Consider the following 24,139-nt stretch of genomic DNA (forward strand, 5'->3'; position numbering starts at 1 on the left):
GAGGAAAGACCTTGTGCCCAGGACCTCGCCCGGGCATCACCGGATAGTAACCTATTCCGTCACCGGCATTGCCGGCACGGTCGCCTGGCGCCGGCGCTCGCGCGCCAGTTTCGCCTCGCGGTGGATGATGTAGATGCCGCTGCCGACCACGATCGTGCCGCCGGCAATGAGATAGGCGTCCGGCACCTCGCCGAAGGCGAAGAAGCCGATCAGGAAGCCATAGACCAGGGCCATGTAGTCGAAGGGCGCCACCAGCGAGACGGCGCCGCGCCGGAAGGCGATGGTGAGGGCGATTTGCGCGCTGCCGCCCATCAGGCCGATCAGCACCAGGAGCCCCATCTGTTCGGCATTCGCCGGCCAGCGCCAGGCCAGTGCCGGATCGAGGCTGCCCAGCGGGATGGTGACCAGCGAGGCCAGGGTCGCGAACAGCGTGAAATAGAAGACGATGGTGGTCGGCCGCTCGGTCTGGGCAAGGCGCCGGATCGAGATCATGGCCAGGGCATAGAAGACCGAGGCCAGCAGCGGCACGAAGGCGGCGGGGTCGAAAATGCCGGAACCCGGCCGCGTCATCACGAGGACGCCGAGGAAGCCGACGATCACCGCCGACCAGCGCCGCCAGCCGACCACTTCGCCCAGCAGCGGCACGGACAGCACGGTAAGGAAGATCGGCCCCGACAGGCCGAGTGCGATGGCGTCCGAGAGCGGCAGCAGCTTGTAGGAGAGGAAAAAGCAGAACATGGCGAGGACGCCGAAGAGGCCGCGCCAGACATGGCCCCATGGCCGCTCGGTCTTGAGATGCACGCGCCGTTCGATCGACAGCATGAAGGCGAGCAATGGAATGAAGGCGAAAAGATTGCGCGCGAAGATGAGTTCGCCCGTCGGGAAGATCTGCGAGACGGATTTGATGATGCCGTCCATGGCCGTGAAGATGAACACGGCCAGGTTCATCAGCAGGATGGCCTGGATCGGTCGGTCGGCGCTGGTGCTCGGGGACATCGATCTGGACTATCGGGCGGGGTGGGGCCGGTGGTGTGGGGCAGTCGGGGCGCGGCCAGAATAGCCATGGTGCCGGGATTCGGCCACCGGGACGGCCATGCATGGAACCGGGATGGCCATGCGTGGATTAGGCCAGGTCGTGCCATTCAGGATTATCTTCAGGACCCGGACGATGCTCTCTTGAGCAATTACAGAAACGCCCTTTTCACCTTGTGGCGCTTATCTTATGTTAAGGTCCATGGATCACCAGCGCCCCTATGCCACCATCCTCGCCCGCCTCAAGGAGGCCGGCTTGCGCCCGACGCGGCAGCGCCTGTCGCTGGCCAAATTGCTGTTCGAAGGCGGCGACCGCCATGTCTCGGCCGAGGATCTGCACGCCGCCGCCGTTGCCCAGCGCATCTCCGTCTCGCTGGCGACGATCTACAACACCCTCCACCAGTTCACCGCCGCCGGCCTGCTGCGCGAGGTGGTGGTGGAGCCCGGTCGCTCCTATTTCGATACCAATACGCGCCCGCACCATCATTTCTTTGTCGAGGGCAGCGGCCGCCTGATGGATATTCCGGCGGATGACGTGGCACTTGCGCACCTGCCCGCGCCTCCCGCGGGCATGAAGGTGGCGCGCGTCGATGTCATTGTCCGACTTGCGAATGACAATTAATTCGCCTGCGTAATCAATTAGTAACAAGCAATATTAAAACGGTTCCAGTGTGTTGACAGGCGCTGGGTGCCTGCCTAGTCTGGCCGCCAGCCAAAAGCTTGTCGCGGCGTCACGGAAAACACGGGACTGCATGACAGCCCCCCTCCTGCCGCCGCGTCGGGAGACCTTCTCAATCCGTGCAACCTGATTAGCTAGGGAGACTGAAATGGCTGCTCTGAAAGGCTCGAAGACCGAGAACAACCTGAAGGAAGCCTTCGCCGGCGAAAGCCAGGCTAACCGACGCTATCTCTATTTCGCCCAGAAGGCGGATGTCGAGGGCTACAACGACGTGGCGGCGGTGTTTCGCTCGACCGCCGAGGGCGAGACCGGCCATGCCCATGGCCATCTTGAATTCCTCGAGGAAGTCGGCGATCCGGCCACCGGCCTGCCCATCGGCGGCACGGCGCCGAACCTGAAGGCGGCGATCGCGGGCGAGACCCACGAATATACCGACATGTATCCGGGCATGGCGCGCACGGCGCGCGAGGAAGGCTTCGACGAGATCGCCGACTGGTTCGAGACGCTCGCCAAGGCCGAGAAGTCCCATGCCGGGCGTTTCCAGAAGGCGCTCGACACGCTGGGCTGAGGCCCGGGTTTCGAATTCCGCTTGATCGCTGTCGCCGGACTCGCTCCGGCGGCAGCGTTCCCTTTCGCTGCGCTATCTCCTGCAACCCACGTGTGAGGGCCGACCCATGCGCGAAGGCAGCCTGGAGGCACCGGTTCGCCACAAGATCGACTGGCGCAACCCGGATTTCTACGACATGGCGAAGATCGAGGCGGAGATGCACCGCGTCTTCGACATCTGCCATGGCTGTCGCCGCTGTTTCAATCTGTGCGATTCCTTCCCGCGGCTGTTCGATCTGGTCGATGCCAGTCCCGACGAAATGGCCGGCGTCGACACCAAGGACTACAAGCAGGTGGTCGACGCCTGCACGCTCTGCGACCTCTGTTTCATGACCAAATGCCCCTATGTGCCGCCGCATGAATGGGCGCTCGACTTTCCGCATCTCATGCTGCGCTACCGCGCGGCCGAGCTCAAACAGGGGAAGAACGACAAGGTCTACCGGCAACTGACCGAGACCGACCGCAACGGCAAGATGGCTGCACTCGCGGCGCCGATTGCCAATGCCGTTGCCGAAAGCAGCGCCGCGCGCCAGGTGATGGAGGCCGTGACGGGAATCGACGCCCGGGCCCATGTGCCGAAATTCAACGGCCGCACCCTGGTGCTGCGTGCCATGGAGAACCGGCCCGAGGTGAACCGGGAGGCCCCGGCCTTTGGCCGCAAGGCGGTGATCTATGCCACCTGCTTTGCCAATTACAACAATCCCGAAATCGGCATGGCGGCCATCAATGTGCTGGCCAAGAACGGCGTCGAGACCGAGGTGGTCTATCCGCGCTGCTGCGGCATGCCGCAGCTGGAGCAGGGCGATGTCGCCCGGGTGGCCGATCATGCGGCAGACGTCGCCGACGCGCTTCTCCCCTATGTCGATGCGGGCTATGACGTTATCGCCCTGGTGCCGTCCTGCGCACTGATGCTGAAATTCGAATGGCCCCTCATCCTGCCGGAAGAGGACAAGGTGAAGCGCCTTGCCCAGGCGACCTTCGACATCTCGGAATATGTCGTCGACATCGCGAAAAGGAACGGCCTGGCGCCGGGCCTCCAGCCGCTGGAGGGCGGTGTCGCCCTGCACATCGCCTGTCATTCCCGCGCCCAGAACATGGGCCAAAAGGCGACCGAGATGCTGAAACTGATTCCGCAGGCGGATCTCGCCGTGATCGAGCGCTGCTCGGGCCATGGCGGCGCCTGGGGCGTCATGAAGGGGAATTTCGACGTGGCCCTCAAGGTGGGGAAACCGGTGGCGCGCCAGGCGATGAAGGCGGAAAAGGCCCATATCGCTTCCGAATGCCCGCTGGCCGGCGCCCATATCCAGCAGGGCATCGACGCGCTCCGCAACGATCAATCGGGCAGCGCCGAGGCGCCGCATCCGATCCAACTCTTCGCGCGTGCGTACGGATTGGCGTGACTGGATTTCACCTTTGCTGTCATCGCCTGCCCTAGGCGGGGGAAGACAAGAATAACGAAGCGTCAGGAGTCATCATGACTGCGATCCGCAAGCGCGAGATCACCCGGGCCGACATCCTGCCCATGGCCGAATATGCGGCGAGGCGGCGCGAATTGCGGTCAGCCGTGGTGGCCCTGAAGAAGCCGCGCCGCCTCGAGGTCGGGCCGGTCGCCACCTTCTATTTCGAATGCTTCGAGACCATGCTGCAGCAGGTCCAGGAGATGCTCTATATCGAGAAGGGCGGCGAAGAGCAGGTGGCCGACGAACTCCGGGCCTACAACCCGCTCATCCCGCAAGGGCGCGAACTGGTGGCGACGGTGATGTTCGAGATCGACGATCCCGTGCGCCGCGCCAACTTCCTCGCCCGCCTCGGCGGTGTCGAGCATACCGCCTTCCTCAAGTTCGCCGGCGAGACCGTGAAGGGTGTTCCGGAGGCCGACCAGGATCGCACCAACGAATCCGGCAAGGCCTCCTCGGTGCAGTTCATCCATTTTCCGATGTCGGATGCCCAGGCGGCCCTCTTCAAGCAGCAGGACCAGCAGGTCGTCATCGGCTTTGAACATCCGGCCTATGGCCATATGGCGATGATGAGCGAAGCGTCGCGCCAGGCGCTGGCGGGCGATCTCGACTGAACGCCGCCTATTCCTTCAGCGTCTCTTCCGCATAGACGCCCCAGAACTCGTTCTTCATCAGCCAGCCCTTGTGGTCCTGAACCTTGAGGCGGCACCATTCGCCGCTGCATTCGAGGATGCGCAGGATGACCCCGGGCTCGAGATAGGCGACTGCCGGGGCGTCGTTCTTTGCCTCGGCGCGCAAGGTTCGGCGCTGGTCGCGCACCATGGCGTGGCGCTTGCCGGAGAGCAGCGTGCCCTTGACCCAGCCGACGATGCCGTCATGGTCGCGGATGCGGCGCCACAACTCGAACTCCTCGATGATCTCCACCGGCAGATTGGCGCGCTGATAGGTCCACAGGATCGGATAGGCCTCGCCGGGGCCGGTGCGCATGTTGACCTTGGCCGATTGCAGGCTGGCGAAGCGCGGCAGAGGCAGCTTTTCCTGGGCCGTCACCGGACCTGCCAGGAATGCCAGCGCCGCCAGAACCGGGATGAGAACCAGGATCGGGGCCAGGATTGGCGCCAGAACCGTAGCCAGGTGGCGGGCAGACGGGATTTTCCGAGTCGCGGGCATGTCAGCGGATTATAGGCGGTGTTCCCGATGGTCAAGCCCTGCCGCCGCCTCGGCCGTCAACTTGTTGACATCGCTGCCAGCGGCTAGGTGCGCCGGGCGCTGGCCTGAACCCGCCGGGCCCATGTCGCGATTGGAGCGGGCGGTGGCGCTCCGCCGCTTATTCCGGCGTCGTCCGGGACCAGCCCCTCGACAAGGCCGCTGCCCGCTTGCTACCACTGGCTGGACATTGCGTTGCGGGGAAACGGATCGCGAACCCGATGCCGGAAACGGCCCCCGTGCGGGAGATTGGGCAGGAGATTGGGTCGATCATGAGCAACAAGCCCCTGGTGGTGGTGACGCGCAAGCTGCCCGACGTCATCGAGACGCGGATGATGGAGCTGTTCAACGTCCGGCTCAATCTCGACGACCATCCGATGACCCAGGCCGAGATGATCGAGGCGGTGAAGGCCGCCGACATCCTGGTCCCCACCGTCACCGATCACATCGATGCCGCGGTTCTGTCCCAGGCGGGTCCCCAGCTCCGCCTCATCGCCTCCTTCGGCACCGGCGTCGACCATATCGACCTCGCCACCGCGCGCCAGCGCGGCATCACCGTCACCAACACGCCGGGTGTCCTGACCGAGGACACGGCCGACATGACCATGGCCCTCATCCTCGCGGTATCCCGCCGCGTGTCGGAAGGCGAACGCCTGATCCGTTCCGGCAAGTGGCAGGGCTGGGGCCCGATGAGCATGCTGGGCCACCGCATCTACGGCAAGCGCCTCGGCATCATCGGCATGGGCCGCATCGGCCAGGCGGTGGCGCGCCGCGCCAGGGGCTTCGGCCTCTCGGTGCATTACCACAACCGCCGCCGCGTCGCCCCGGCGGTCGAGCAGGCACTGGAGGCGACCTATTGGGAAAGCCTCGACCAGATGCTGGCCAGGATGGACATCATCTCGGTCAATTGCCCGCACACGCCGGCCACCTATCATCTTCTCTCGGCACGGCGCCTGAAGCTGCTGCAAAAGCATGTCTATCTGGTCAACACCGCGCGCGGCGAGGTAGTGGACGAGAATGCGCTGACCCGCATGCTCGACAAGAAGGAAATCGCTGGCGCCGGGCTCGACGTCTTCGAGCACGAACCGGCGCTCAACCCGAAACTGCTGCGCCTCGACAATGTCGTGCTGCTGCCGCATATGGGCTCGGCCACGATCGAGGGCCGCGTCGACATGGGCGAAAAGGTCATCATCAACATCAAGACCTTCGTCGACGGCCACAAGCCGCCCGACCGCGTGCTGGAAGCCTTGCTCTGACAAAGAAGCGGCCCCGTGTGGAACGGGGCCGTTTTGCTTAGTGACCACAAGTCGGGCAGCCGGGATCGCGCTTGAAGCGCACTTCGCGGAACTGCGGGCCCAGCGCGTCATACATGAGAAGGCGGCCGGAGAGGCTGTCACCGAGACCCAGAACCTCCTTCAGCACCTCGGTCGCCTGCAGGGCGCCCATGACGCCGGCGACCGAGCCCAATATGCCGGCAGTCTCGCAGCGCGGGATGAAATCCTCCGGCGGCTGTTCGGGGAACAGGCAGCGATAGCAGGGATGCGGGTCGCCGAGATGCGCCTTGAAGGTCGACAGCTGTGCATCGAAGCGCAGCAGCGCCGCCGAGACGAGGGTCTTCTGCTGCCGGAAGCAGACATCGTTCAGCAGATAGCGCGTGGTGAAATTGTCGCTGCCATCGGCGACGATGTCGAAGCGGGCGATGATCTCGTCCGCATTGCCGGCATCAAGCCGCGCGCGCATCACCTCGAGTGTGATGTCGGGGTTGAGCGCCCGGATGCGCGCGGCGGCACTTTCCACCTTCGGCTGCCCGATGGCGGCCTCGTCATGGATCACCTGGCGCTGCAGGTTGGAAAGGTCGACCGCGTCGTCGTCGATCAGCCCCAGCGTGCCGATGCCGGCCGCGGCGAGATAGAGCAGCAGCGGGGCGCCAAGTCCGCCGGCCCCCACCACCAGCACCCTGGCCGCCAGGAGCTTGCCCTGGCCCTCTTCGCCCACTTCGTCGAGGATGACATGGCGCGCGTAACGTTCCAGCTGCCGGTCGGTCAGATCGGTCATAAAACGAATCCTATTCGGCGAACCCACTCACCCTGACCTCTTCCTCGAATGGAGAGAGGATGCGGTGAGGGTGGGGCCTTCTTTCCTCACTCCAGCCCCTCGAACAGGGCGGTGGAGAGATAGCGCTCGGCCGAGGAGGGGAGGACCACGAGGATGCGCTTGCCCGCCGCTTCCGGCCGCTGGCCAAGCTCGATGCCGGCGGTGAGAGCTGCCCCGGACGAGATGCCGACCGGCATGCCTTCCAGTTTCGCCGCCTTGCGCGCCATGGCAAAGGCGTTGGCGTTGGAGATGCGCAGCACCTCGTCGATGATGCCCTTGTTGAGGATTTCCGGGACGAAGCCGGCGCCGATGCCCTGGATCTTGTGCGGGCCGGGCTGGCCGCCGGAAAGCACCGGGCTGTCCTCCGGCTCCACCGCCACGATCTTCACGCCGGGAATTTCCTTCTTCAGCACCTCGCCCACGCCGGTGATGGTGCCGCCGGTGCCGACGCCCGAAACGAAATAATCGAGCCGGCCATCGCAATCCTCGAGGATCTCCTGCACCGTGGTGCGGCGGTGGATCTCGGGATTGGCGAGGTTCTTGAACTGCTGCGGGATGACGGCGCCGGGTGTTGCCGCCGCCAGTTCCTCGGCCCGCTGGATGGCGCCCGACATGCCGCGCGCGGCCGGGGTCAGTTCCAGTTCGGCGCCCAAGAGGCGCAGCATCTTGCGCCGCTCCAGCGACATGCTTTCCGGCATGGTGAGGATGAGGCGATAGCCCTTGGCCGCCGCCACGAAGGCGAGGGCAATGCCGGTATTGCCGGAAGTGGGCTCGATCAGCGTGCCGCCCGGCTGCAACTTGCCGCTCTGCTCCAGCGCCTCGATCATGGCAAGGCCGATGCGATCCTTGACCGAGGAGAGCGGATTGAAGAATTCCAGCTTGCCCAGAAGATCGGCCGACACGCCTTCCGCCTTCGCCAGCTTGGCCAGGCGGACGACCGGCGTCGCCCCGATGGTGGCGAGGAAGTTGTCGTAGATCTTGCCGCGGAAGGTGGCGGATGCGCTGCTCATGATGGGTGATCCTTGCGTATTGGTGGTCGGTTCAGATGCTGAAATCGAGGCGGTGCATGGCATCGGTCTGGATGCCGGCGACCTGCGCCTTCTGGCAGAGATCCTCCAGCGTCACCGAATCGAGACGTCCCAGCATCTCCTGCTGCAATTCGCGCCAGATCGGCCGCACGATCTCGAGGGCGACACGCGAGCCGCCGGCGGTCTGCACCGGGTCCGGCTGGCCCTCGAACTGGCGCACCGCGCGCACGATCTCGCCCAGATTGATGCGCCGCCGCTCGCGCGCCAGCACATAGCCGCCCTTGGGACCGCGATGGCCGGCCAGGATGCCGCTCCGGACCAGATGCTGCAGCACCTGTTCCAGATAGCGGCGCGGGATGCCCTGACGCTCGGAAATCTCGCCCGATTGCACCGGCTGCGAGCCGCCGTAATAGGCGATGTCGAGTACCGCCTCGATGGCAAACAGCAGTCGTTTCGATGGATGCAGCACGATGATCTTCCCCGAACAGAATTGAACTGCTTCAGCGCGCGGCGACGCCGGTCGAGCCGAAGCCGCCGCTGCCGCGTGGCGTTTCCGGCAGTTCCGCCACCTCGTTCCAGGCGAGGCGCGCGACCTCGGCCAGCACAAGCTGGGCGATGCGGTCGCCGCGCCGGATGGTGACGGGTGCGTCCGACAGGTTGATAAGGATGACGCCCAGCTCGCCACGGTAATCGGCATCGATGGTGCCCGGCGCATTGAGCACGGTGATTCCCTGCTTCAGCGCCAGCCCCGAACGCGGCCGTACTTGCGCCTCGTAACCGGCGGGAAGGGCAATGGCGATGCCGGTCGGAATGAGCGCGCGGCCGAGGGGCGGGAGCGTCACCGGGGCCGCCACCGCCGCCAGCAGGTCGAGCGCCGCCGCACCCGCCGTGGCATAGTCCGGCAATGGCAGATCGGCGCCATGGGCAAGGCGCCTGACGGCAACGCTGACGGGGGCGCTGACGGGAACGCTGGCGGCACTCATGCGACCGACTTTCCGAAATGCTGCGCGATGCGATCCACGAGGCGCGTCGCCAGCGCGCGCTTAGTGAGGCGCGGCCAGCTTTCCGCGCCGGATGCGGTGATGAAATGAACTTCGTTCTCCGCGCCGCCGAAGGTGCCGGTGGCGGGCGAGACGTCATTGGCGAGGATCCAGTCGCATTGCTTCTTGCGCCGCTTGGCTTGCGCGAATTCGGCGACGCGCTCGGTCTCGGCGGCGAAGCCGATGACAAGGCGCGGCCGCTGCGGGCCGGGGGCAGACAAGGTCGCCAGGATGTCCGGATTGGTGGCAAGCTCGATCCGCGGCGGCTCGCCGCCCTCGCGCTTCTTCATCTTCTGGTTGGCAAGCTGGGCCGGGCGCCAATCGGCAACGGCCGCGGCACAGATGGCGATGTCGGCTGGCAGCGCGCCTTGCGCCGCCGCCAGCATCTCGCTGGCACTTTCGATATGGATCACCTTGCAGCCGGCGGGGTCGGGCTCGGCGGTGGGGCCGCTCACCAGGGTGGTGCTGGCGCCGGCCGCGGCGAGGGCCGCCGCGATGGCATGGCCCTGTTTGCCGGACGAGCGGTTGCCGATGAAGCGCACCGGGTCGATCGCCTCATAGGTGGGGCCCGAGGTGACGAGCGCATTCATGCCGGCAAGCGGTCCAGGTGCTGCAAGCCGCAGCATGGCGGCCAGAATCTCGAGCGGATCGGCGAGGCGCCCGTCGCCCACCTCGCCGCAGGCAAGATCGCCGGCGCCGGGACCGATGACATGGACGCCGCGCCCGCGCAGGGTGGCGACATTAGCCTGCACCGCGGGGCTCGCCCACATGACGGCATTCATGGAAGGGGCAATCAGCACCGGCTTGTCATTGGCGAGCAGGGCGGTGGAGGCGAGATCATCGGCGAGGCCCAGCGCCATCTTGGCGATGAGATCGGCCGTGGCCGGCGCCACGACGATCAGATCGGCCTCGCGCACCAGGCGGATATGACCCATCTCGGCTTCGTCGGTGAGAGAAAAGAGATCCGAATAGACCCGGTCGCCGGCCAGCGAGGAGACCGCGAGCGGTGTGACGAACTGCGCCCCGCCTTTGGTCAGGATGACGCGGAAGGAGAACCCGCGCTCACGCCCGCGCCGGATCAGATCCAGCGACTTGTAGGCCGCGATGCCGCCGGCAATGATGAGGAGAACCCGCTTGCTGGCGCTCATTTCGCTGATCCTGATCGCCCATTCCACAGTGAATAACGGTATTTACTGGCGTTGGTGACGAAATTCAAGGTGCGGGCGGCTGGTTTGCCGGCTCAACTAGGCGCCGATGCCGCCCAGACGAACGAGGCCAATACGCCATAACGGCCCGCCTTGCCGATGAAAACGAGGATCAGGAAGGGCAGGAACCGTGCCCGCAGCACGCCCGCCGCCACGGTCAGCGGATCGCCGATCACCGGCACCCAGGCCAGCAGCAGCAAGGGATAACCGAAGCGCTGGAACAGGTTGCTGGCCTGGTCGAGGCGGCGAGGTGAAACGGGAAACCATTTCCGGTCCTGGAAATGCACCAGGAAACGCCCCAGCACCCAGTTGAACGCCGAGCCCAGGGTGTTGCCGATCGTGGCCACGGCGAGGAGCAGCCAAAGGGCATCCGGGTGTTCGAGCAGCAGTGCGGAAAAGACCACTTCCGACGAGCCCGGCAAGATGGTGGCGGCGCCGAAGGCCGAGAGGAAGAGGGTGAAAAAGGCGAGCGGAGTCATGCGACCGGCACTATAGCCGGTCGCATCGACTTGTCAGAAATTGTTGGCGTTTCCGGGGAGGATCGTGCCGGTACCACCGCTGGCGCCGTCCTTCAGCCAGCGAACCTGATCGCCGCTGATCTCGGCCGCCCAGCAATCCTTGGCCGTACCCTCATATTCGAAACACATGGTATCGCCTTCGATCGACCATTTGCCGGTATAACCGTCGCCCCTGATGGTGCCGCCGGCCTCGTAGAATTCGGCGTACGGCCCGCTGGCATCCATATTGCCGGCGACCGTATTGCCGCTGATGGCCGCCTCGATGGCGGCGCCGTTGGCCGGTGCCGCAAGGGTTGCATTCATGCTGGCCAGCAGGAAGGCGCCAGCCAGGAACAGTCTATTCAGGGTCATCAGGGTCTCCCGGGTGAAGTTGCGGTCTCAGTACGCAACTCGGATCGCCCTGGATGACCGGTGGCCAGGATCAGCCCACCGGAACAGCCGCTCACCGGAACAGCAAGGCCGCCGTCAGCACCGCGATGATGATCCAGAGCCACCAATTGGAGCCGGTGCGGTTGATGACGCGCAAGGCCTCGGGATCGAGCTTCAACCCGCCTTCGGCCAGATGGCTCACCAGCCGGTCGACATTCTTGAGGACCGCGGGGCCGCGCTCGATCACGTCGAGGAAATCGACGATGCCCTGCTCGAGGCGCGCCTTCGGCCCCCGGTTCTCGATCATCCATTGTTCGATCAGCGGCCGGGCAAGGGTCCAGATGTTGAGCGTCGGGTTCAATTGCCGCGAGACGCCTTCGGCCATCAGCATGTTCTTCTGGAGGAGCAGCAATTGCGGCTGTACCTCCATGTCGAAGGTTTCGGCGATCGAGAACAGCTGGCCCAACATGGTGGCGAAACTGATCTCGTGCAGCGGCCTTCCCTGGATCGGCTCGCCGATCGAGCGCAGGGCGAGGGCGAATTCGTCGAGGGATTGCGTCTGCGGCAGATAGCCGGCCTCGACATGCACCTTGGCGACACGCATGTAGTCGCGCTCGAGGAAGCCCAGCAGCATGTCGGCCAGATAGAAGCGCGTCTTGCGATCAAGCCTTCCCATGATGCCGAAATCGACCACCTGGATGGCACCGTCAAAGCCCACCGTCATGTTGCCGGGATGCTGGTCGCCGTGGAAATAGCCGTCGCGGAAGGCCTGGTTGAAGAAGATCGCGGCGGCCTTGGTCAGCACCTCGTCTACGTCAAGGCCGGCCTCGCGCATGGCCGGGCCGTCATCCATCGGGATGCCGATCATGCGTTCCTGGGTCATGACCCGCCGCGCCGTGCGCGACCAGTCGATCACCGGCACGCGATAGGTGGGATCGCCCTCGAAATTGTCGCGGAGTTCGGAGGCCGAGGCGGCTTCGAGCCGCAGATCCATCTCGATCCGGACCGTGGCGGCGAAGGTCCGCACCACCTCGACCGGCTTCAGGCGCCGCAATTTCGGCTGCGTGCGCTCGATCATCTCGGCAACCCAGAGCAGCAGGTCGATATCGGCCTGGAAGCGCTCCTCGATGCCGGGGCGCAGCACCTTCACCGCGACCGGCTGGCCGTCGGGAAAATCCGGCGCCGGGGCGGTGACGGCGAAATGCACCTGGCTGATCGAGGCGGCCGAGACCGGCTCGTCGTCGAATTGCGCGAAGAGTTCGGATAGCGACGCGCCCAGTTCGTCCTCGATCCGGCTTTTCGCCTCGAAGGCGCTGAAGGCCGGCAGCTGGTCCTGCAGTTTGGCGAGATCCGCCGCCACCTGTTCGCCCAGCAGGTCCGAGCGGGTGGAGAGCACCTGGCCCAGCTTGATGAAGGCGGGGCCGAGTTCCGAGAGGGCCGCTGCCAGGCGCTCGCCGGGGCGCCTGCCGTCGATCGGCCGGCCGAACAGGATGCGCGCCCCGAACAGCAGGACGGGGGCGATGCCGGCATTGGAAAGGGCGGCCTCGAAGGGACTGAGCGCACCATGCCGTGCAAAGCAGATGGCGATGGCAGAAAGGCGATAGAGCGAGCGCAGCGTGCGGAACATGCCTAGATCCGCCAGCCGGAATGCAGCGCCGCGATGCCGCCGGTCAGGTTGCGATAGGTGACCTGGCGGAAGCCGGCCCTGGTCATCATCGCGGCCAGATTGTCCTGGGTCGGGAACTTGCGGATCGATTCGACCAGGTACTGGTAGGAAGCGCGGTCCTTCGCCACCATCTCGCCCAGCCAGGGCAGCACCTGGAAGGAATAGACGTCATAGAGCTTGGCCAAAGCGGGCAGAGCCACATGGCTGAATTCCAGACAGAGGAAGCGCCCGCCCGGCTTCAAGACGCGATAGGCCTCCTGAAGGGCCCGCTGCTGCCGCCCGACATTCCGCAGGCCGAAGGCGATGGTGTAGGAATCGAACTGCATCTCGTCGAAGGGCAGATCCTCGGCATTGCCGCTGACCCAGTCGAGGCCGGAAAGGATGCCGCGGTCGATCGCCCGGTCGCGGCCCACTTCCAGCATCGCCGGGGTAAGATCGCAGATTGTCACATGGGCCGTCGGCTGACGTGCGAGGAGGCGGAAGGCGATGTCGCCGGTACCGCCGGCCACGTCCAGGCTGTTCCAGTTGGGGCGCGGGCTCAGCCAGTCCAGCATCGCCGCCTTCCACAGGCGATGGATGCCGCCCGACATCAAATCGTTCATCAGGTCGTATTTGCCGGCGACCGAGGAAAAGACGCCCTGCACCAGGCCGGCCTTCTCCGCCATCCCGATCTGGCGATAGCCGAACCAGGTGGCGTCCGATTCGGCAGTTTGCGTTGGGTCCTGGGGTCGCTCGGCGGGCATCGAATCTTTCCTGTTTGGCCGGGACTTTAGCGGCAGATGCCGGGGGAAGCCAGCCTGCCGAGGCGATGTCTTGACGCAGGGGGGCGGGTATCCTACCGCTGGTGCCGGCACCACAGGTGAACCCATGCCCGAATTGCCCGAAGTCGAAACCGTCTGCCGCGGCCTGGCGCTGAAATTGCTGGGCCGCCGCCTCGTCCATGTCGAGCAGCGCCGCGCGAACCTGCGCTTTCCCTTTCCGGCGGATTTTGCTTCGCGGCTGGCCGGGCGGCGGGTCGAGGCGATCCGCCGGCGCGCCAAATACATCGTCATCGACCTCGATGACGGGCAGATCCTGCTGGTCCATCTCGGCATGTCCGGCTCGATGGTGGTGAACGAGAAGCGCCCCGCGCTGCTCGACCGTCACGACCACGTCGTCTTCGACATCGATGACGGCACCTGCGTGCGTTTCAATGATGCGCGCCGCTTCGGCATGATGGATCTCGTCGCCGCCGCCGATTTCGCCGGCCACAAGCTGATTCGCGGCCTCGGGCTGGAACCCCTGGACCCCGCCTTCGACGGCAAGGCGCTGGCCGCCATGCTGAAGGGCCGCAAGACCGCGGTGAAGCTTGCCATCATGGACCAGCGCCTGGTGGTGGGGGTCGGCAACATCTATGCATCCGAAGCCCTCCACCGCGCCGGAATCAGCCCGAAGCGCCAGGCCGGCACGGTGCAGGGCGAGCGCGCGGCGAAACTCGCCGCCGCCATCAAGCAGGTACTGAAGGACGCCATCAAGGCCGGCGGCTCCTCTTTGCGCGATTACGTGCAAGCCAATGGCGAGCTTGGCTATTTTCAGCACCGCTGGAAGGTCTATGACCGCGAGGGCGAGCCCTGCCGGATTTGCGGCGGCCCGATCAGGCGCCTCACCCAGGGCGGGCGCTCGACCTTCTATTGCCCCACCGACCAGCGCTAGCCGGTCACGGCGTCAAGGCGGCCCAATCGCCGGTGGCGAGCGATCTGGGTGAGGCGCCGTCCGGCTCATCCGTCCAGCGCAACGGCAAGGCGGCCGGGCGGTAGAGGATGCGGGTGGGGGTCACGCGCCAGAAGCGCTCGGCGCCCCGGAAGGCGGCGATCTCCGGCCCGTCGAGTATGACCTCCGGAATTCCGGTGATCTGCAGCAAATCACCGGTTGCAAAATCGACAAAGACCAGTCCGGCACGCGGATTGATGCGGAAATTGCCAAGCGTGTTGAAGAACAGGTTGCCGGCAAAATCCGGCACGGTGAGAACACCTGCCTCGCTTATATGCACGAAGCCCGGTTTGCCGCCGCGATGCGACACATCCACCTGCCGCGTGCCATCGGGCCGGTCGGCATAGGAGGCGACGAAGAACGTGTCGGCGGTGGCGATCATTTTCCGGGCGCGGTCATCGCGGGGGTCAAGCTGCTGAACCGACTCGGTCGGCTGCAACCGGTCGGGCGCGCGGGTGAAGTCGAACCGGCGCATCTGGATATATTGCGGGCAATTGCCGAAACTCTGTTCGACGGCGAGGGTAAAGCCGTTCTCGTCAACCCGCCGCACGGTCCCGTTTGCCCGGTTGCGTCGCCTTGTGTGCAATTCGATGCCCAGCAGCCCGACGGCATCGCCGTCTTCGAGGCCCGCTTCCGCCGGATCGCCCGGATCGCGCGCCAGATTGACCTCAAGGCTAGTCGGTGTCGGTGAATGCATGAAGCCCGGCATATTCGCCCGCAACGTCGCCCATGCGTCGCCGGCCGGATCCACCGATCCCAGCACGACGAAGGGCAGTTGCGCGAAGAAGGCGCGGTGCTGGTCCGGCATCCAGTCGCGGATGACCCGCCGCCCCACTTCCGCCATGCGTTCGGCAACGCCGGCGTCGCGCTGCAGGGAAATTTCGCCCTCATGCCAAGGCAATGCGGGTGTGGCCGTGATGTTGGTCATCTATCGTCCTTTCAAGCCCGGCACGGGGTGCCGGATCTGTCTCCCGTGCCGGTTCGATACCTACGCCGCCAGGCCGGCGGGCGTTTTCTGGAACGCGACGAAGCCCGGCAGGGCCTCGATCCGAACCAGCCAGGCCCGCACATGGGCATAGGCCAAGAGATCCACATTCCCTTCCGGCGCGGCGGCGATGTAGCTGTAGAGCGCCAGATCGGCGATGGTCGGCGCCGTCCCGGCGATGAAGGGATGGGCGCTCAATTCGGCATCGATCAGCTTCAGCACATGATGCGCGCGGGCAAGGACCTCTTCCGGCTGGAAACCGGCGCCAAACACGGCGACGAGTCGCGCCGCCGCCGGTCCATATGCGATCTCTCCGGCGGCGACCGACAGCCATTTCTGCACCCTGGCAGCGGCCAGGGGTTCCTCCGGCAGCCAGTCGCCGCGCCGATGCTTTTTCGCCAGATAGACCAGGATGGCATTGGAATCGGTGACGATGACGCCGTCATCATCCAGCACCGGCACCTGGCCGAACGGGTTGAGCTTCAGGAAATCCGGCGCCTTGTGGGCACCCTCGGCGAGGTCGACCGGGACCAGTTCGTGGGGAATGCCCAGCAGCGAGAGGAACAGGCGGGCGCGGTGCGCGTGACCGGAAAGGGGATGGTGATAGAGCTTCATGCGGGCAACTCCTCGACAGAACTGGTGAAAAGGCTGGGGCATCCGAATGCGCGATCTGCCCCAGAAGCTATGTCCTCCCGAGAATTTGCAGTAGGATGCCAGTTTGAGAATTACCCTCCCAATTAATGAGAGGGTAATCGAGGGCTAGTTTCCCAGGAGGCGCTGCATGGATCGGCTGGAAGCGATGGCGCTCCTAGTCGCGGTGGCCGAGGCTGGCAGCCTCTCCGCCGCGGCCCGTCAGTTGCGGGCGCCGCTCGCCACCGTCAGCCGCAAGGTGGCGGAACTGGAAGCGCATCTGAATGCCCGCCTGCTCATCCGCACCAATCGCCAGGTGCAACTCACCGAAACGGGCCGCGACTATCTCGCCGCCGCCAGGGAAATCCTCGGCCGGGTCGAGGAAGCCGAGCGGCAGGCGGCCGGCGAATATCTGACGCCCAGGGGCGAGCTTACGGTGACAGCGCCGATCGTCTTCGGGCGGCTGCATCTGCTGCCGGTGGTTGCCGAGTTCCTGCAGGCCTTCCCCGAGATCACGCTGCGCCTCGTCCTCGGCGATCGCCTCTCCAACCTCATCGACGACCATATCGATGCCGCCTTGCGCATCGGCAATCTGCCCGACAGCAATCTGGTGGCGACGCGCCTCGGCACGACACGGCGTTCGGCCTATGCCAGCCCCGATTATCTGAAGCGCTGCGGTACGCCGACGAAGCTCGCCGATCTCATCCACCACGATTGCGTCAGCTTCGAGAACATGACGCCATCGAAATTCTGGATGTTTCACGACGGCAAGCGTGACATGGCCGTCCCGGTTCGCACGCGGCTCAGCGTCACCACGGCCGAGGCGGCCATCGATGCCGCCATCGCCGGCACCGGTATTACCCGCGTCCTCTCCTACCAGGCGGCGAAGGCAGTAGCCGCGGGCACACTCGTGCCTGTCCTCGAGGCATTCGAACCACCCGCCTGGCCGATCCATTTCGTCCATGTCGCCCAGGGCGCCCTGCCGCTCAAGATGCGCGCCTTCCTCGATTTCGCGACACCGCGCCTGCGCGCCAAGCTCGCCTAATGGGTTCGGCGCGCCTTGCGTGACAGGTTGGCGTCACCCGCATGACGCCGGCATGAAATCCTGCGCTGCCTTGCGGCAAAGCTGACCGCGTCATCATCCTGCAACGCATTTGTCGCTATGAGCGGGCCAGTGCAATCACTGGCGAGTCGGCAAGACCTCATGAACGCCATGGCGCAGATGTCGGAAACAGCAACGCGCTACCGCGCGATCTTCATCTCCGACGTGCATCTCGGCACGCGCGGCTGCAAGGCCGATTACCTGCTCGATTTCCTCAAAAACAACGACGCCGATTACATCTACCTGATCGGCGACATCATCGATTGCTGGCGCCTCTCCAAGGGATGGTTCTGGCCCCAGGCCCATAACGACGTGGTGCAGAAGCTGCTCCGCAAGGCACGCAAGGGCACCCATGTGATCTATGTGCCGGGCAATCACGACGAACCCTTGCGCGATTACGACGATCACGCTTTCGGCGACGTCAAGGTGATGAACGAGGCCGAGCACGTGACGGCCGATGGCAGGCGCCTGCTCATCATCCATGGCGATGCCTTCGACGGTATCGTGCGCTATGCGCCCTGGCTCGCGAAACTGGGCGATTCCGCCTATACCCTGGCGCTTGCCCTAAACCACTGGTTCAACCGGCTGCGCGTTGCTTTCGGCTATCCCTATTGGTCGCTCTCGGCCTGGCTCAAGTCGCGCGTCAAGGATGCGGTCAAGTTCATCGCCGATTTCGAGCATACGGTGACGGCCGAGGCCAAGCGGCGCGGCTTCGACGGCATCGTCTGCGGCCATATCCACCAGGCGGCCCTGAAGGAGATCGACGGTACGCTCTATGCCAATGACGGAGACTGGGTGGAAAGCTGCACCGCGCTGGTCGAGCATCCCGATGGCAGGCTGGAAATCGTGCACTGGGCGAAGGCGCGCCACCTCGCCATGCTGCCGGCACTCGCCCCGCCGGCCGCGATTCCCGCTCCGGCGCCGTCAGCCGTGCCGACGGCCGCCGAATGACCCGCTCGCTCAGCATCGCCATCGTCACCGATGCCTGGGCACCGCAGGTGAACGGCGTCGTGCACACCATCGGCCGCACTCATGACGAGCTCATTGCCGCCGGCCATCGCCCGACCATCCTCTCGCCGCAAAGCTTCCGCTCGATACCCTGTCCGACCTATCCCGAGATCCGCCTCGCCATCTTTCCCTATCGCCGCCTGGCCGCACGGCTCGAGGCCCTCAGGCCGGATGCCATCCATATCGCGACCGAGGGGCCGCTGGGCCATGCCGCGCGGCGCTATTGCCTGAAGCGAAATCTCCCCTTCACCACCGCCTATCACACCCGCTTTCCGGAATACATCGCGGCGCGCTTCGGCCTGCCCATCTCGCTCTCCTATGCCTGGCTGCGGCGCTTTCACAACGCCGCCCAGGCCGTCATGGTGGCGACGCCCTCGATCGAGGCGGAATTGCGCGAAAAGGGTTTCCAGCGCATCAAGCGCTGGTCGCGCGGGGTCGATACCAGGCTGTTCCGCCCGCGGCCGCGGGCCAATGCGCAACAGCCCCTCGGCGACCTGCCGCGCCCGGTGCATCTTTATGTCGGCCGCCTTGCGGTCGAAAAGAATCTCGAGGCTTTCCTTTCCCTGGACCTGCCGGGCAGTCAGGTGGTGATCGGCGACGGCCCGGCCCAGGACCAATTGCGGGCGCGCTTTCCCAAGGCGCATTTCTTCGGCAAGCAGATCGGCGAGGACCTGGCGCAGCTCTATGCCGCGGCCGATGTCTTCGTCTTCCCCAGCCTCACCGACACCTTCGGCCTTGTCATCCTGGAAGCGCTGGCGAGTGGCGTTCCCGTCGCCGCCTATCCGGTGGCCGGCCCCCGTGACATCATCCGCGAGGGTGTCTCGGGTGCCCTCGATGCCGACCTTGCCGCCGCCATCGCCCGGGCACGCGCCCTCTCGCGCCTGCAATGCCGCGCCGAGGCCGAGCGCTTTTCCTGGAAGGCGGCGACACAGCAGTTTCTCGCCAATCTGGCTTTGGTGCCGGCGCGCCTCTTCGGCTAGCCGCCCAGCACGGCCAGCATGTGCCGGGCGATCATGCGCTCCTCATCGGTGGGCAGGACCAGCGTCCGCGCCTTTGCCTCCGGAGCCGAGATGTCCATCCTGCGAGCCGCATTCTTCGCGGGGTCGATGGCAAGGCCCGCCCAGGCGCTCATGGCGACGATGCGGGCCCTGATGTCGGCGGCGTTCTCGCCGATTCCAGCTGTGAAGACGAGGGCGTCGAGGCCACCCAGCACGGCGGTGAGGGCGCCCAGTTCCTTGCCGATGCGGTGGACGAAGAAATCGAGGGCCAAGCGCGCCTGGGGATCGTCGCTCTTTTCCAGAACGCGCAGGTCGTTGCTGATCCCCGACATGCCCTTCAAGCCGCACTCGTGATAGAGGAAGCGCTCGAGGCGCGCGGCATCCATGCCCTTCTCGCGCATCAGATAGAGCACGACACCGGGATCGAGCGACCCCGGCCGCGTCCCCATGGCGACGCCGTCCAGCGCGGTGAAGCTCATGCTGGAATCGATGCTCCGCCCGTCCTTGAGCGCACAGAGCGAACAGCCATTGCCGAGATGGGCGACGATGACGCGGCCAGACGCCAGGCTGGGTGCCGCCTCGCGCAGGCGGCCGGCGATGAACTCATAGGAAAGGCCGTGAAAGCCATAGCGCCGGACACCCTCGGCATAGAGCGCTTCGGGGATGGCAAAACGATCGGCAAGGGCGCCGTGACTGCGATGGAAGGCGGTATCGAAGCTTGCCACCTGCGGCAAATCGGGCCGCCGCCTCACCCAGCTGTGGATCGGTGCCAGATTCTTCGGCTGATGCAGCGGAGCGAGCGGCGTCAGTGCCGCGATGCGGGCGAGGATGGCTGTGTCGATCGGCACCGGCCCGGTGAAATCGGCCCCGCCATGGACCACCCGGTGGCCGATCGCGTCGAGCGGTGTTGCCGATGCCGAGAGCCAGTCGGCGACGATCTCCTGCGCCGCCTCGACCGAGGCAACCTCACCGGTTGCGAAGCCGCGATCGACCAGCATGGCGGCGGCTCCGTCCCTGATGACCAGGCGCGGATGGCTGCCGATGCCGTCGAGTTGGCCGACCAGGCGCCGCTCCAGCCTTGCATCCGGGCCGGAACCGTCCGCCCGGAAGAGCTGGAACTTGATGCTGGAGGAGCCGGCATTGATGGCAAGGAGATGGCGCTGCATGGCGGCGATCCTGGCGGTCAACACTGCCTGCTGGCAAGGGCCAGCATCGGGCCCCCTTGCGGTCCAGCCCGCCCTGTCGCGGCCGGGCCGAATCGTGCTACCTGCATCAGATCCATCAGGTTCGGGCTTTCAATGAGTGATCTGCCGCGCATCGATGTCATGACATGGCCCCATGCCGCGGGTGCCATGAAGGTACTGGCCGCGCTCAAGGCGGCCGGTGGCGAAGGGCGCTTGGTCGGCGGCGCCGTGCGCGACGCCCTGGCCGGCCGCCCGGTCAGGGATATCGATATCGCTACCGACCTTGCGCCCGAGGCGGTGATGGCCGGCCTCGAGGCTTCCGGCCTCCGCTCGGTTCCGACCGGCCTGAAGCATGGCACGGTGACGGCCATCGCCGATCATGTCGGTTTCGAGGTGACGACTTTGCGCCACGATGTCGAGACCGACGGCCGCCATGCCCGGGTCGCCTTCACCGATGACTGGCGCGCCGACGCGGCGCGGCGCGACCTCACCATCAACGCGCTTTTCTGCGATGCATCGGGCCAGGTGCACGATTATTTCGGCGGCGTTGCCGACCTCCTGGCGGGGCGCGTGCGTTTCGTCGGCGATCCCGCCCAGCGCATGGATGAGGATTACCTCCGCATCCTGCGCTTCTTCCGCTTCCATGCCGATTATGCGGCGGGTCCCTTTGATGCCGATGCCATCGCGGCGGCGACTGCGCGGCGCTTCGAGTTGAAGCGCCTGTCCGGCGAGCGCCTGCGCCAGGAGACGCTGAAACTGCTGGTGGCGCGCAACGGTATCGGCGTCTGGGGCGAGATGCTGCGCCTCGGCTTTGCCGAGGCCTATCTGCCCCAGGCCACTTCGCTTGATCGTCTGGCCAAGGTGGCGCGGCTCGAAGGCGAACTTGGCCTAAAGCCGGACCCCATCCGCCGCCTCGCGGCGCTCGCCATCACCGGGAGCGGTCCCGTGATCGGCGAGATGCTGAAGCTCTCCAATGCCGAGCGCGCGCGGCTTGACCTAATGAGCGCCGCTCGTCCACTCATCAACGTCTCCGACCCGCATCTGGTGCGCCGCCAGATCCATGATCTTGGCAATGACAACGCGCGCGACCTGCTGCTGGTGGATTGGGACGACGCGGCGCCCGATGCCGATTGGCACCGCGCCTTCGACATCATCCAATCCTGGCCGAAGCCGACATTTCCGCTCGCCGGCCGCGACCTCCTCAAGCTGGGAGCCGAAGCGGGCCCGGATCTGGGTGCGCGCCTCGCGGCACTCGAAGCCTGGTGGATCGCCGGCGATTTCGCCGCAGATAGAGAGGGCTGCCTCGCCAAGGCCAGAGAGATGATGGGCTAGCTGTTCAGGCCAGGGTCAAGGCACTCACGGCCACGCCACTTCCGGCGGCAGCGACATCAGAATGGCTTCGGTATTGCCGCCGGTCTTCAGGCCGAAGGTGGTGCCGCGGTCATAGAGCAGGTTGAACTCGACATAGCGGCCGCGGCGGATCAATTGCCGCTGGCGTTCTTCTGCCGTCCAATCCCTGGACCAGTGGCGCCTGACGATTTCGGGATAGATGTCGCGGAAACAGGCGCCGATATCGCGGGTGAAGGCGAAATCCCGGTCCCAGTCGCCGGTGTTCAGCTGGTCGTAGAAGATGCCGCCGAGGCCGCGCGGTTCCTGCCGGTGCGGCAGATAGAAATACTCGTCGCACCACTTCTTGAAGCGCGGGTAGTAGGCGGCATCGGTCCGGTCGCAGGCCGCCTTGAAGGCGGCGTGGAACAGCGCGCCGTCTTCCGCATGCGCCTCTGGAAACATCGGGGTGAGGTCGGCCCCGCCGCCGAACCAGGCCTTGCGCGTGACGATGAGGCGCGTGTTCATATGCACCGCCGGCACATGCGGCGAGCACATATGGGCGACCAGGCTGATGCCGCTCGCCCAGAAACTGCCGTCATCAGCCGCCCCCGGGATCTGCTGACGGAACTCGGGTGAAAAGGTGCCGAAGACGGTCGAGATGTTGACGCCGACCTTCTCGAACAGGCGTCCCTTCATCAGCGAGATGGTGCCGCCCCCACCGCCATCCCGTTCCCAATCCCGGCGCTGGAAGCGGCCGGGTGCCGCCGCATGGCCGGGCTGCGCCGGCGCTTCATCCTCCAGCTGTTCGAAGCGTTCGCAGATCTGGTCCCGCAGGGTCCGGAACCAGAGGCGGGCCTCTTCCCGGTAATCGGCTGGAAAACCGTTCTTGTCGCTATACGGAATCATGGGAGCTCGACGGAGAGTGAAAACTGGCGTTGCGCTTCGGCGGCGACGATGGCCGCCGCCATGGCTACATTGAGCGATCGCATGCCGGGGCGCAACGGAATGACCAGGCGGTGATCGGCGGCGTCGTGGACATGGTCGGGCACGCCGCTCGATTCGCGTCCCAGCAGCAGCGTGTCGCCGGGCTGGAAGCCAAAGGTGTGATAGGGCGCGGCCGCACGGGTGGTCAGCAGAACGAGGCGCCCCGCACCCGAATTCGTCCGCGCCGCCGCCAGATAGGCCGGCCAGGACGTGTGCCGGCGCAGATCGACCCGGTCGATGTAATCCATGCCGGCGCGGCGCAGCCTGGCATCGTCAAACACGAAGCCGCAGGGGAAAATGATGTCGACGCCAAGCCCGAAACAGGCGGCCAGGCGCAACACGGCACCGGTATTCTGGGGAATGTCTGGCTCGAACAGGGCCAAGCGCATGATAAATCTGGATTTTCTCTTGGTCGGATTGTGCGGAAGGCGGGCGCCCCGCCTTGCAAATTAACGGAAATCGTTTATACCCTTGGCCCGGTTCAGGGGGAAATGCCGCGACGGGCTAGGCGTGGCGACCGGGATGGGGCCCGAGGGGTCCGGCTGCGGCGTTCTGTCGCGATTTCTCGGTCGCTACCGGCTTGTGACCTCGTGGTATAAGCCCCGGATTATTCTGGGTATTCAAGACCTGTCTGCGTTCCCAGAGCCTGCCGCCGCAAGGTGGAGGTGATAGGCGCGGGCGGGTCGGCCTTGCCGGAGGGACAATCATTATGGCGGATCACGCGCAATCGCCCGGAAACGGGCATGCCTCGGGGGAAGAGGGCACGCGGCGCGACTTTCTCAATCTGACCGCGGCATCGGTGACCGCCTTTGGCGTGGCGTCGGTGGCTTGGCCGTTCATCAGCAGCCTCAACCCGTCCAAGGACGTGCTGGCGCTGTCCTCGACCGAGGTCGATATCAGCCAGATCGCCGAAGGCCAGGCCATCACCGTGATGTGGCGCGGCAAGCCGGTCTTCATCCGCCACCGCACGGCGGCCGAGATCGAACAGGCCAAGGCCGATGACAGTGCCGACATGAAGGACCCGCAGGCCGACGAGGCGCGCGCCCAGAAGCCGGAATTCCTGATCCTGGTCGGTGTCTGCACGCATCTCGGCTGCATCCCGCTGGGCCAGAAGGATGTCGAGCCGAAGGGCGAGTTCGGCGGCTGGTACTGCCCCTGCCACGGTTCGGCCTATGACACGTCGGGCCGCATCCGCAAGGGCCCGGCGCCGCTCAACCTGCCGGTGCCGGAATACCAGTATCTGAGCGACACGCGCGTCCGAATCGGCTGA

27 protein-coding genes are annotated in these 24,139 nt (G+C 65.6%); 11 read left to right on the forward strand and 16 right to left on the reverse strand.

Going from position 1 to position 24,139, the window contains the following annotated elements; translation table 11 throughout:
* Positions 1-51 precede the first annotated feature (51 nt).
* Positions 52-996, reverse strand: a complete 945-nt coding sequence (locus tag A8950_RS00250) for a DMT family transporter (RefSeq protein WP_133611477.1) — start codon at positions 994-996, stop codon at positions 52-54.
* A 238-nt stretch (positions 997-1,234) separates the two neighbouring features.
* Here A8950_RS00250 and irrA point away from each other — a divergent pair, with 238 nt between their 5' ends.
* The 4 genes from irrA (at position 1,235) to A8950_RS00270 (ending at position 4,388) form a co-directional block, all read left to right on the forward strand.
* Positions 1,235-1,654 carry an iron response transcriptional regulator IrrA gene (gene irrA / locus A8950_RS00255; protein WP_133611478.1) on the forward strand — a complete coding sequence of 140 codons (420 nt, stop codon included), beginning with the start codon at positions 1,235-1,237 and terminating at the stop codon, positions 1,652-1,654.
* A 205-nt stretch (positions 1,655-1,859) separates the two neighbouring features.
* Positions 1,860-2,279, forward strand: a complete 420-nt coding sequence (locus tag A8950_RS00260; protein WP_133611479.1) for a rubrerythrin family protein — start codon at positions 1,860-1,862, stop codon at positions 2,277-2,279.
* Between the two features lie 106 nt (positions 2,280-2,385).
* The gene (locus A8950_RS00265) at positions 2,386-3,717 is read left to right on the forward strand and encodes a (Fe-S)-binding protein (protein WP_133611480.1); all 1,332 of its coding nucleotides are present in this window, start codon (positions 2,386-2,388) and stop codon (positions 3,715-3,717) included.
* A gap of 74 nt (positions 3,718-3,791) precedes the next feature.
* Positions 3,792-4,388, forward strand: a complete 597-nt coding sequence (locus A8950_RS00270) for a DUF3501 family protein (protein WP_133611481.1) — start codon at positions 3,792-3,794, stop codon at positions 4,386-4,388.
* 7 nt (positions 4,389-4,395) lie between these two features.
* On the opposite strand, the gene A8950_RS00275 is transcribed toward A8950_RS00270, so the two are convergent.
* Positions 4,396-4,944, reverse strand: coding sequence for an SH3 domain-containing protein (locus tag A8950_RS00275; protein ID WP_133611482.1), 549 nt, complete (start codon positions 4,942-4,944; stop codon positions 4,396-4,398).
* Between the two features lie 305 nt (positions 4,945-5,249).
* Between A8950_RS00275 and A8950_RS00280 the strand changes: the two genes are divergently transcribed.
* Positions 5,250-6,236 carry a 2-hydroxyacid dehydrogenase gene (locus A8950_RS00280; RefSeq protein ID WP_133611612.1) on the forward strand — a complete coding sequence of 329 codons (987 nt, stop codon included), beginning with the start codon at positions 5,250-5,252 and terminating at the stop codon, positions 6,234-6,236.
* Between the two features lie 37 nt (positions 6,237-6,273).
* Here A8950_RS00280 and moeB read toward each other — a convergent pair whose 3' ends face one another.
* From moeB to ubiE, 9 genes are all read right to left on the reverse strand, one after another.
* A complete protein-coding gene (moeB, locus tag A8950_RS00285; RefSeq protein ID WP_133611483.1) occupies positions 6,274-7,035 on the reverse strand; it encodes a molybdopterin-synthase adenylyltransferase MoeB in 762 nt (253 codons plus the stop codon).
* An 86-nt stretch (positions 7,036-7,121) separates the two neighbouring features.
* On the reverse strand, positions 7,122-8,084 hold the full coding sequence (gene cysK, locus A8950_RS00290; protein WP_133611484.1) for a cysteine synthase A: 963 nt from the start codon (positions 8,082-8,084) through the stop codon (positions 7,122-7,124).
* 31 nt (positions 8,085-8,115) lie between these two features.
* Complete coding sequence (locus A8950_RS00295) at positions 8,116-8,571, reverse strand: RrF2 family transcriptional regulator (protein WP_133611485.1); 456 nt, start codon at positions 8,569-8,571, stop codon at positions 8,116-8,118.
* A gap of 31 nt (positions 8,572-8,602) precedes the next feature.
* Complete coding sequence (gene dut, locus A8950_RS00300; protein WP_133611486.1) at positions 8,603-9,085, reverse strand: dUTP diphosphatase; 483 nt, start codon at positions 9,083-9,085, stop codon at positions 8,603-8,605.
* Positions 9,082-10,290, reverse strand: coding sequence for a bifunctional phosphopantothenoylcysteine decarboxylase/phosphopantothenate--cysteine ligase CoaBC (gene coaBC / locus A8950_RS00305; protein WP_133611487.1), 1,209 nt, complete (start codon positions 10,288-10,290; stop codon positions 9,082-9,084). Before coaBC ends, dut begins: the two co-directional genes overlap by 4 nt.
* 92 nt (positions 10,291-10,382) lie before the next feature.
* On the reverse strand, positions 10,383-10,826 hold the full coding sequence (locus tag A8950_RS00310) for a YqaA family protein (protein ID WP_133611488.1): 444 nt from the start codon (positions 10,824-10,826) through the stop codon (positions 10,383-10,385).
* 33 nt (positions 10,827-10,859) lie between these two features.
* Positions 10,860-11,216, reverse strand: coding sequence for a hypothetical protein (locus A8950_RS00315; RefSeq protein ID WP_133611489.1), 357 nt, complete (start codon positions 11,214-11,216; stop codon positions 10,860-10,862).
* Positions 11,217-11,307: 91 nt separating this feature from the next.
* Positions 11,308-12,861 carry a 2-polyprenylphenol 6-hydroxylase gene (ubiB, locus tag A8950_RS00320; protein WP_133611490.1) on the reverse strand — a complete coding sequence of 518 codons (1,554 nt, stop codon included), beginning with the start codon at positions 12,859-12,861 and terminating at the stop codon, positions 11,308-11,310.
* A 2-nt stretch (positions 12,862-12,863) separates the two neighbouring features.
* On the reverse strand, positions 12,864-13,643 hold the full coding sequence (ubiE, locus tag A8950_RS00325) for a bifunctional demethylmenaquinone methyltransferase/2-methoxy-6-polyprenyl-1,4-benzoquinol methylase UbiE (RefSeq protein WP_133611491.1): 780 nt from the start codon (positions 13,641-13,643) through the stop codon (positions 12,864-12,866).
* Between the two features lie 124 nt (positions 13,644-13,767).
* Here ubiE and mutM point away from each other — a divergent pair, with 124 nt between their 5' ends.
* Positions 13,768-14,592 carry a bifunctional DNA-formamidopyrimidine glycosylase/DNA-(apurinic or apyrimidinic site) lyase gene (gene mutM / locus A8950_RS00330; RefSeq protein WP_133611492.1) on the forward strand — a complete coding sequence of 275 codons (825 nt, stop codon included), beginning with the start codon at positions 13,768-13,770 and terminating at the stop codon, positions 14,590-14,592.
* 4 nt (positions 14,593-14,596) lie between these two features.
* On the opposite strand, the gene A8950_RS00335 is transcribed toward mutM, so the two are convergent.
* Both A8950_RS00335 and A8950_RS00340 read right to left on the reverse strand, forming a co-directional pair.
* Entirely contained in the window at positions 14,597-15,577 is a 981-nt protein-coding gene (locus A8950_RS00335; protein WP_133611493.1) for a pyridoxamine 5'-phosphate oxidase family protein, read from the reverse strand.
* Positions 15,578-15,637: 60 nt separating this feature from the next.
* Positions 15,638-16,249, reverse strand: coding sequence for a glutathione S-transferase family protein (locus A8950_RS00340; protein ID WP_133611494.1), 612 nt, complete (start codon positions 16,247-16,249; stop codon positions 15,638-15,640).
* Between the two features lie 166 nt (positions 16,250-16,415).
* Here A8950_RS00340 and A8950_RS00345 point away from each other — a divergent pair, with 166 nt between their 5' ends.
* The 3 genes from A8950_RS00345 (at position 16,416) to A8950_RS00355 (ending at position 19,354) form a co-directional block, all read left to right on the forward strand.
* Positions 16,416-17,309 carry a LysR family transcriptional regulator gene (locus A8950_RS00345; RefSeq protein WP_133611495.1) on the forward strand — a complete coding sequence of 298 codons (894 nt, stop codon included), beginning with the start codon at positions 16,416-16,418 and terminating at the stop codon, positions 17,307-17,309.
* A 159-nt stretch (positions 17,310-17,468) separates the two neighbouring features.
* Entirely contained in the window at positions 17,469-18,317 is an 849-nt protein-coding gene (locus A8950_RS00350; RefSeq protein ID WP_208109682.1) for a UDP-2,3-diacylglucosamine diphosphatase, read from the forward strand.
* On the forward strand, positions 18,314-19,354 hold the full coding sequence (locus A8950_RS00355) for a glycosyltransferase family 4 protein (protein WP_133611497.1): 1,041 nt from the start codon (positions 18,314-18,316) through the stop codon (positions 19,352-19,354). Before A8950_RS00350 ends, A8950_RS00355 begins: the two co-directional genes overlap by 4 nt.
* Here the strand turns inward: A8950_RS00355 and A8950_RS00360 are convergent.
* Positions 19,351-20,559, reverse strand: coding sequence for an acetate/propionate family kinase (locus tag A8950_RS00360; protein WP_322090917.1), 1,209 nt, complete (start codon positions 20,557-20,559; stop codon positions 19,351-19,353). The genes A8950_RS00355 and A8950_RS00360 overlap by 4 nt on opposite strands.
* Positions 20,560-20,670: 111 nt before the next feature.
* Here A8950_RS00360 and A8950_RS00365 point away from each other — a divergent pair, with 111 nt between their 5' ends.
* Complete coding sequence (locus A8950_RS00365) at positions 20,671-21,888, forward strand: CCA tRNA nucleotidyltransferase (protein ID WP_166644916.1); 1,218 nt, start codon at positions 20,671-20,673, stop codon at positions 21,886-21,888.
* Positions 21,889-21,912: 24 nt separating this feature from the next.
* Here the strand turns inward: A8950_RS00365 and hemF are convergent, their stop codons facing one another.
* Positions 21,913-22,791 carry an oxygen-dependent coproporphyrinogen oxidase gene (hemF, locus tag A8950_RS00370; RefSeq protein ID WP_133611500.1) on the reverse strand — a complete coding sequence of 293 codons (879 nt, stop codon included), beginning with the start codon at positions 22,789-22,791 and terminating at the stop codon, positions 21,913-21,915.
* Positions 22,788-23,258, reverse strand: coding sequence for a tRNA (cytidine(34)-2'-O)-methyltransferase (locus A8950_RS00375; protein WP_133611501.1), 471 nt, complete (start codon positions 23,256-23,258; stop codon positions 22,788-22,790). Before A8950_RS00375 ends, hemF begins: the two co-directional genes overlap by 4 nt.
* Positions 23,259-23,578: 320 nt before the next feature.
* Between A8950_RS00375 and petA the strand changes: the two genes are divergently transcribed.
* Positions 23,579-24,139 (forward strand): ubiquinol-cytochrome c reductase iron-sulfur subunit, encoded by a 561-nt coding sequence (petA, locus tag A8950_RS00380; protein ID WP_133611502.1) that lies wholly within the window; start codon positions 23,579-23,581, stop codon positions 24,137-24,139.

Origin of the sequence: Dongia mobilis, assembly GCF_004363235.1 — a bacterium.
Classification (GTDB): Bacteria; Pseudomonadota; Alphaproteobacteria; order Dongiales; family Dongiaceae; genus Dongia; species Dongia mobilis.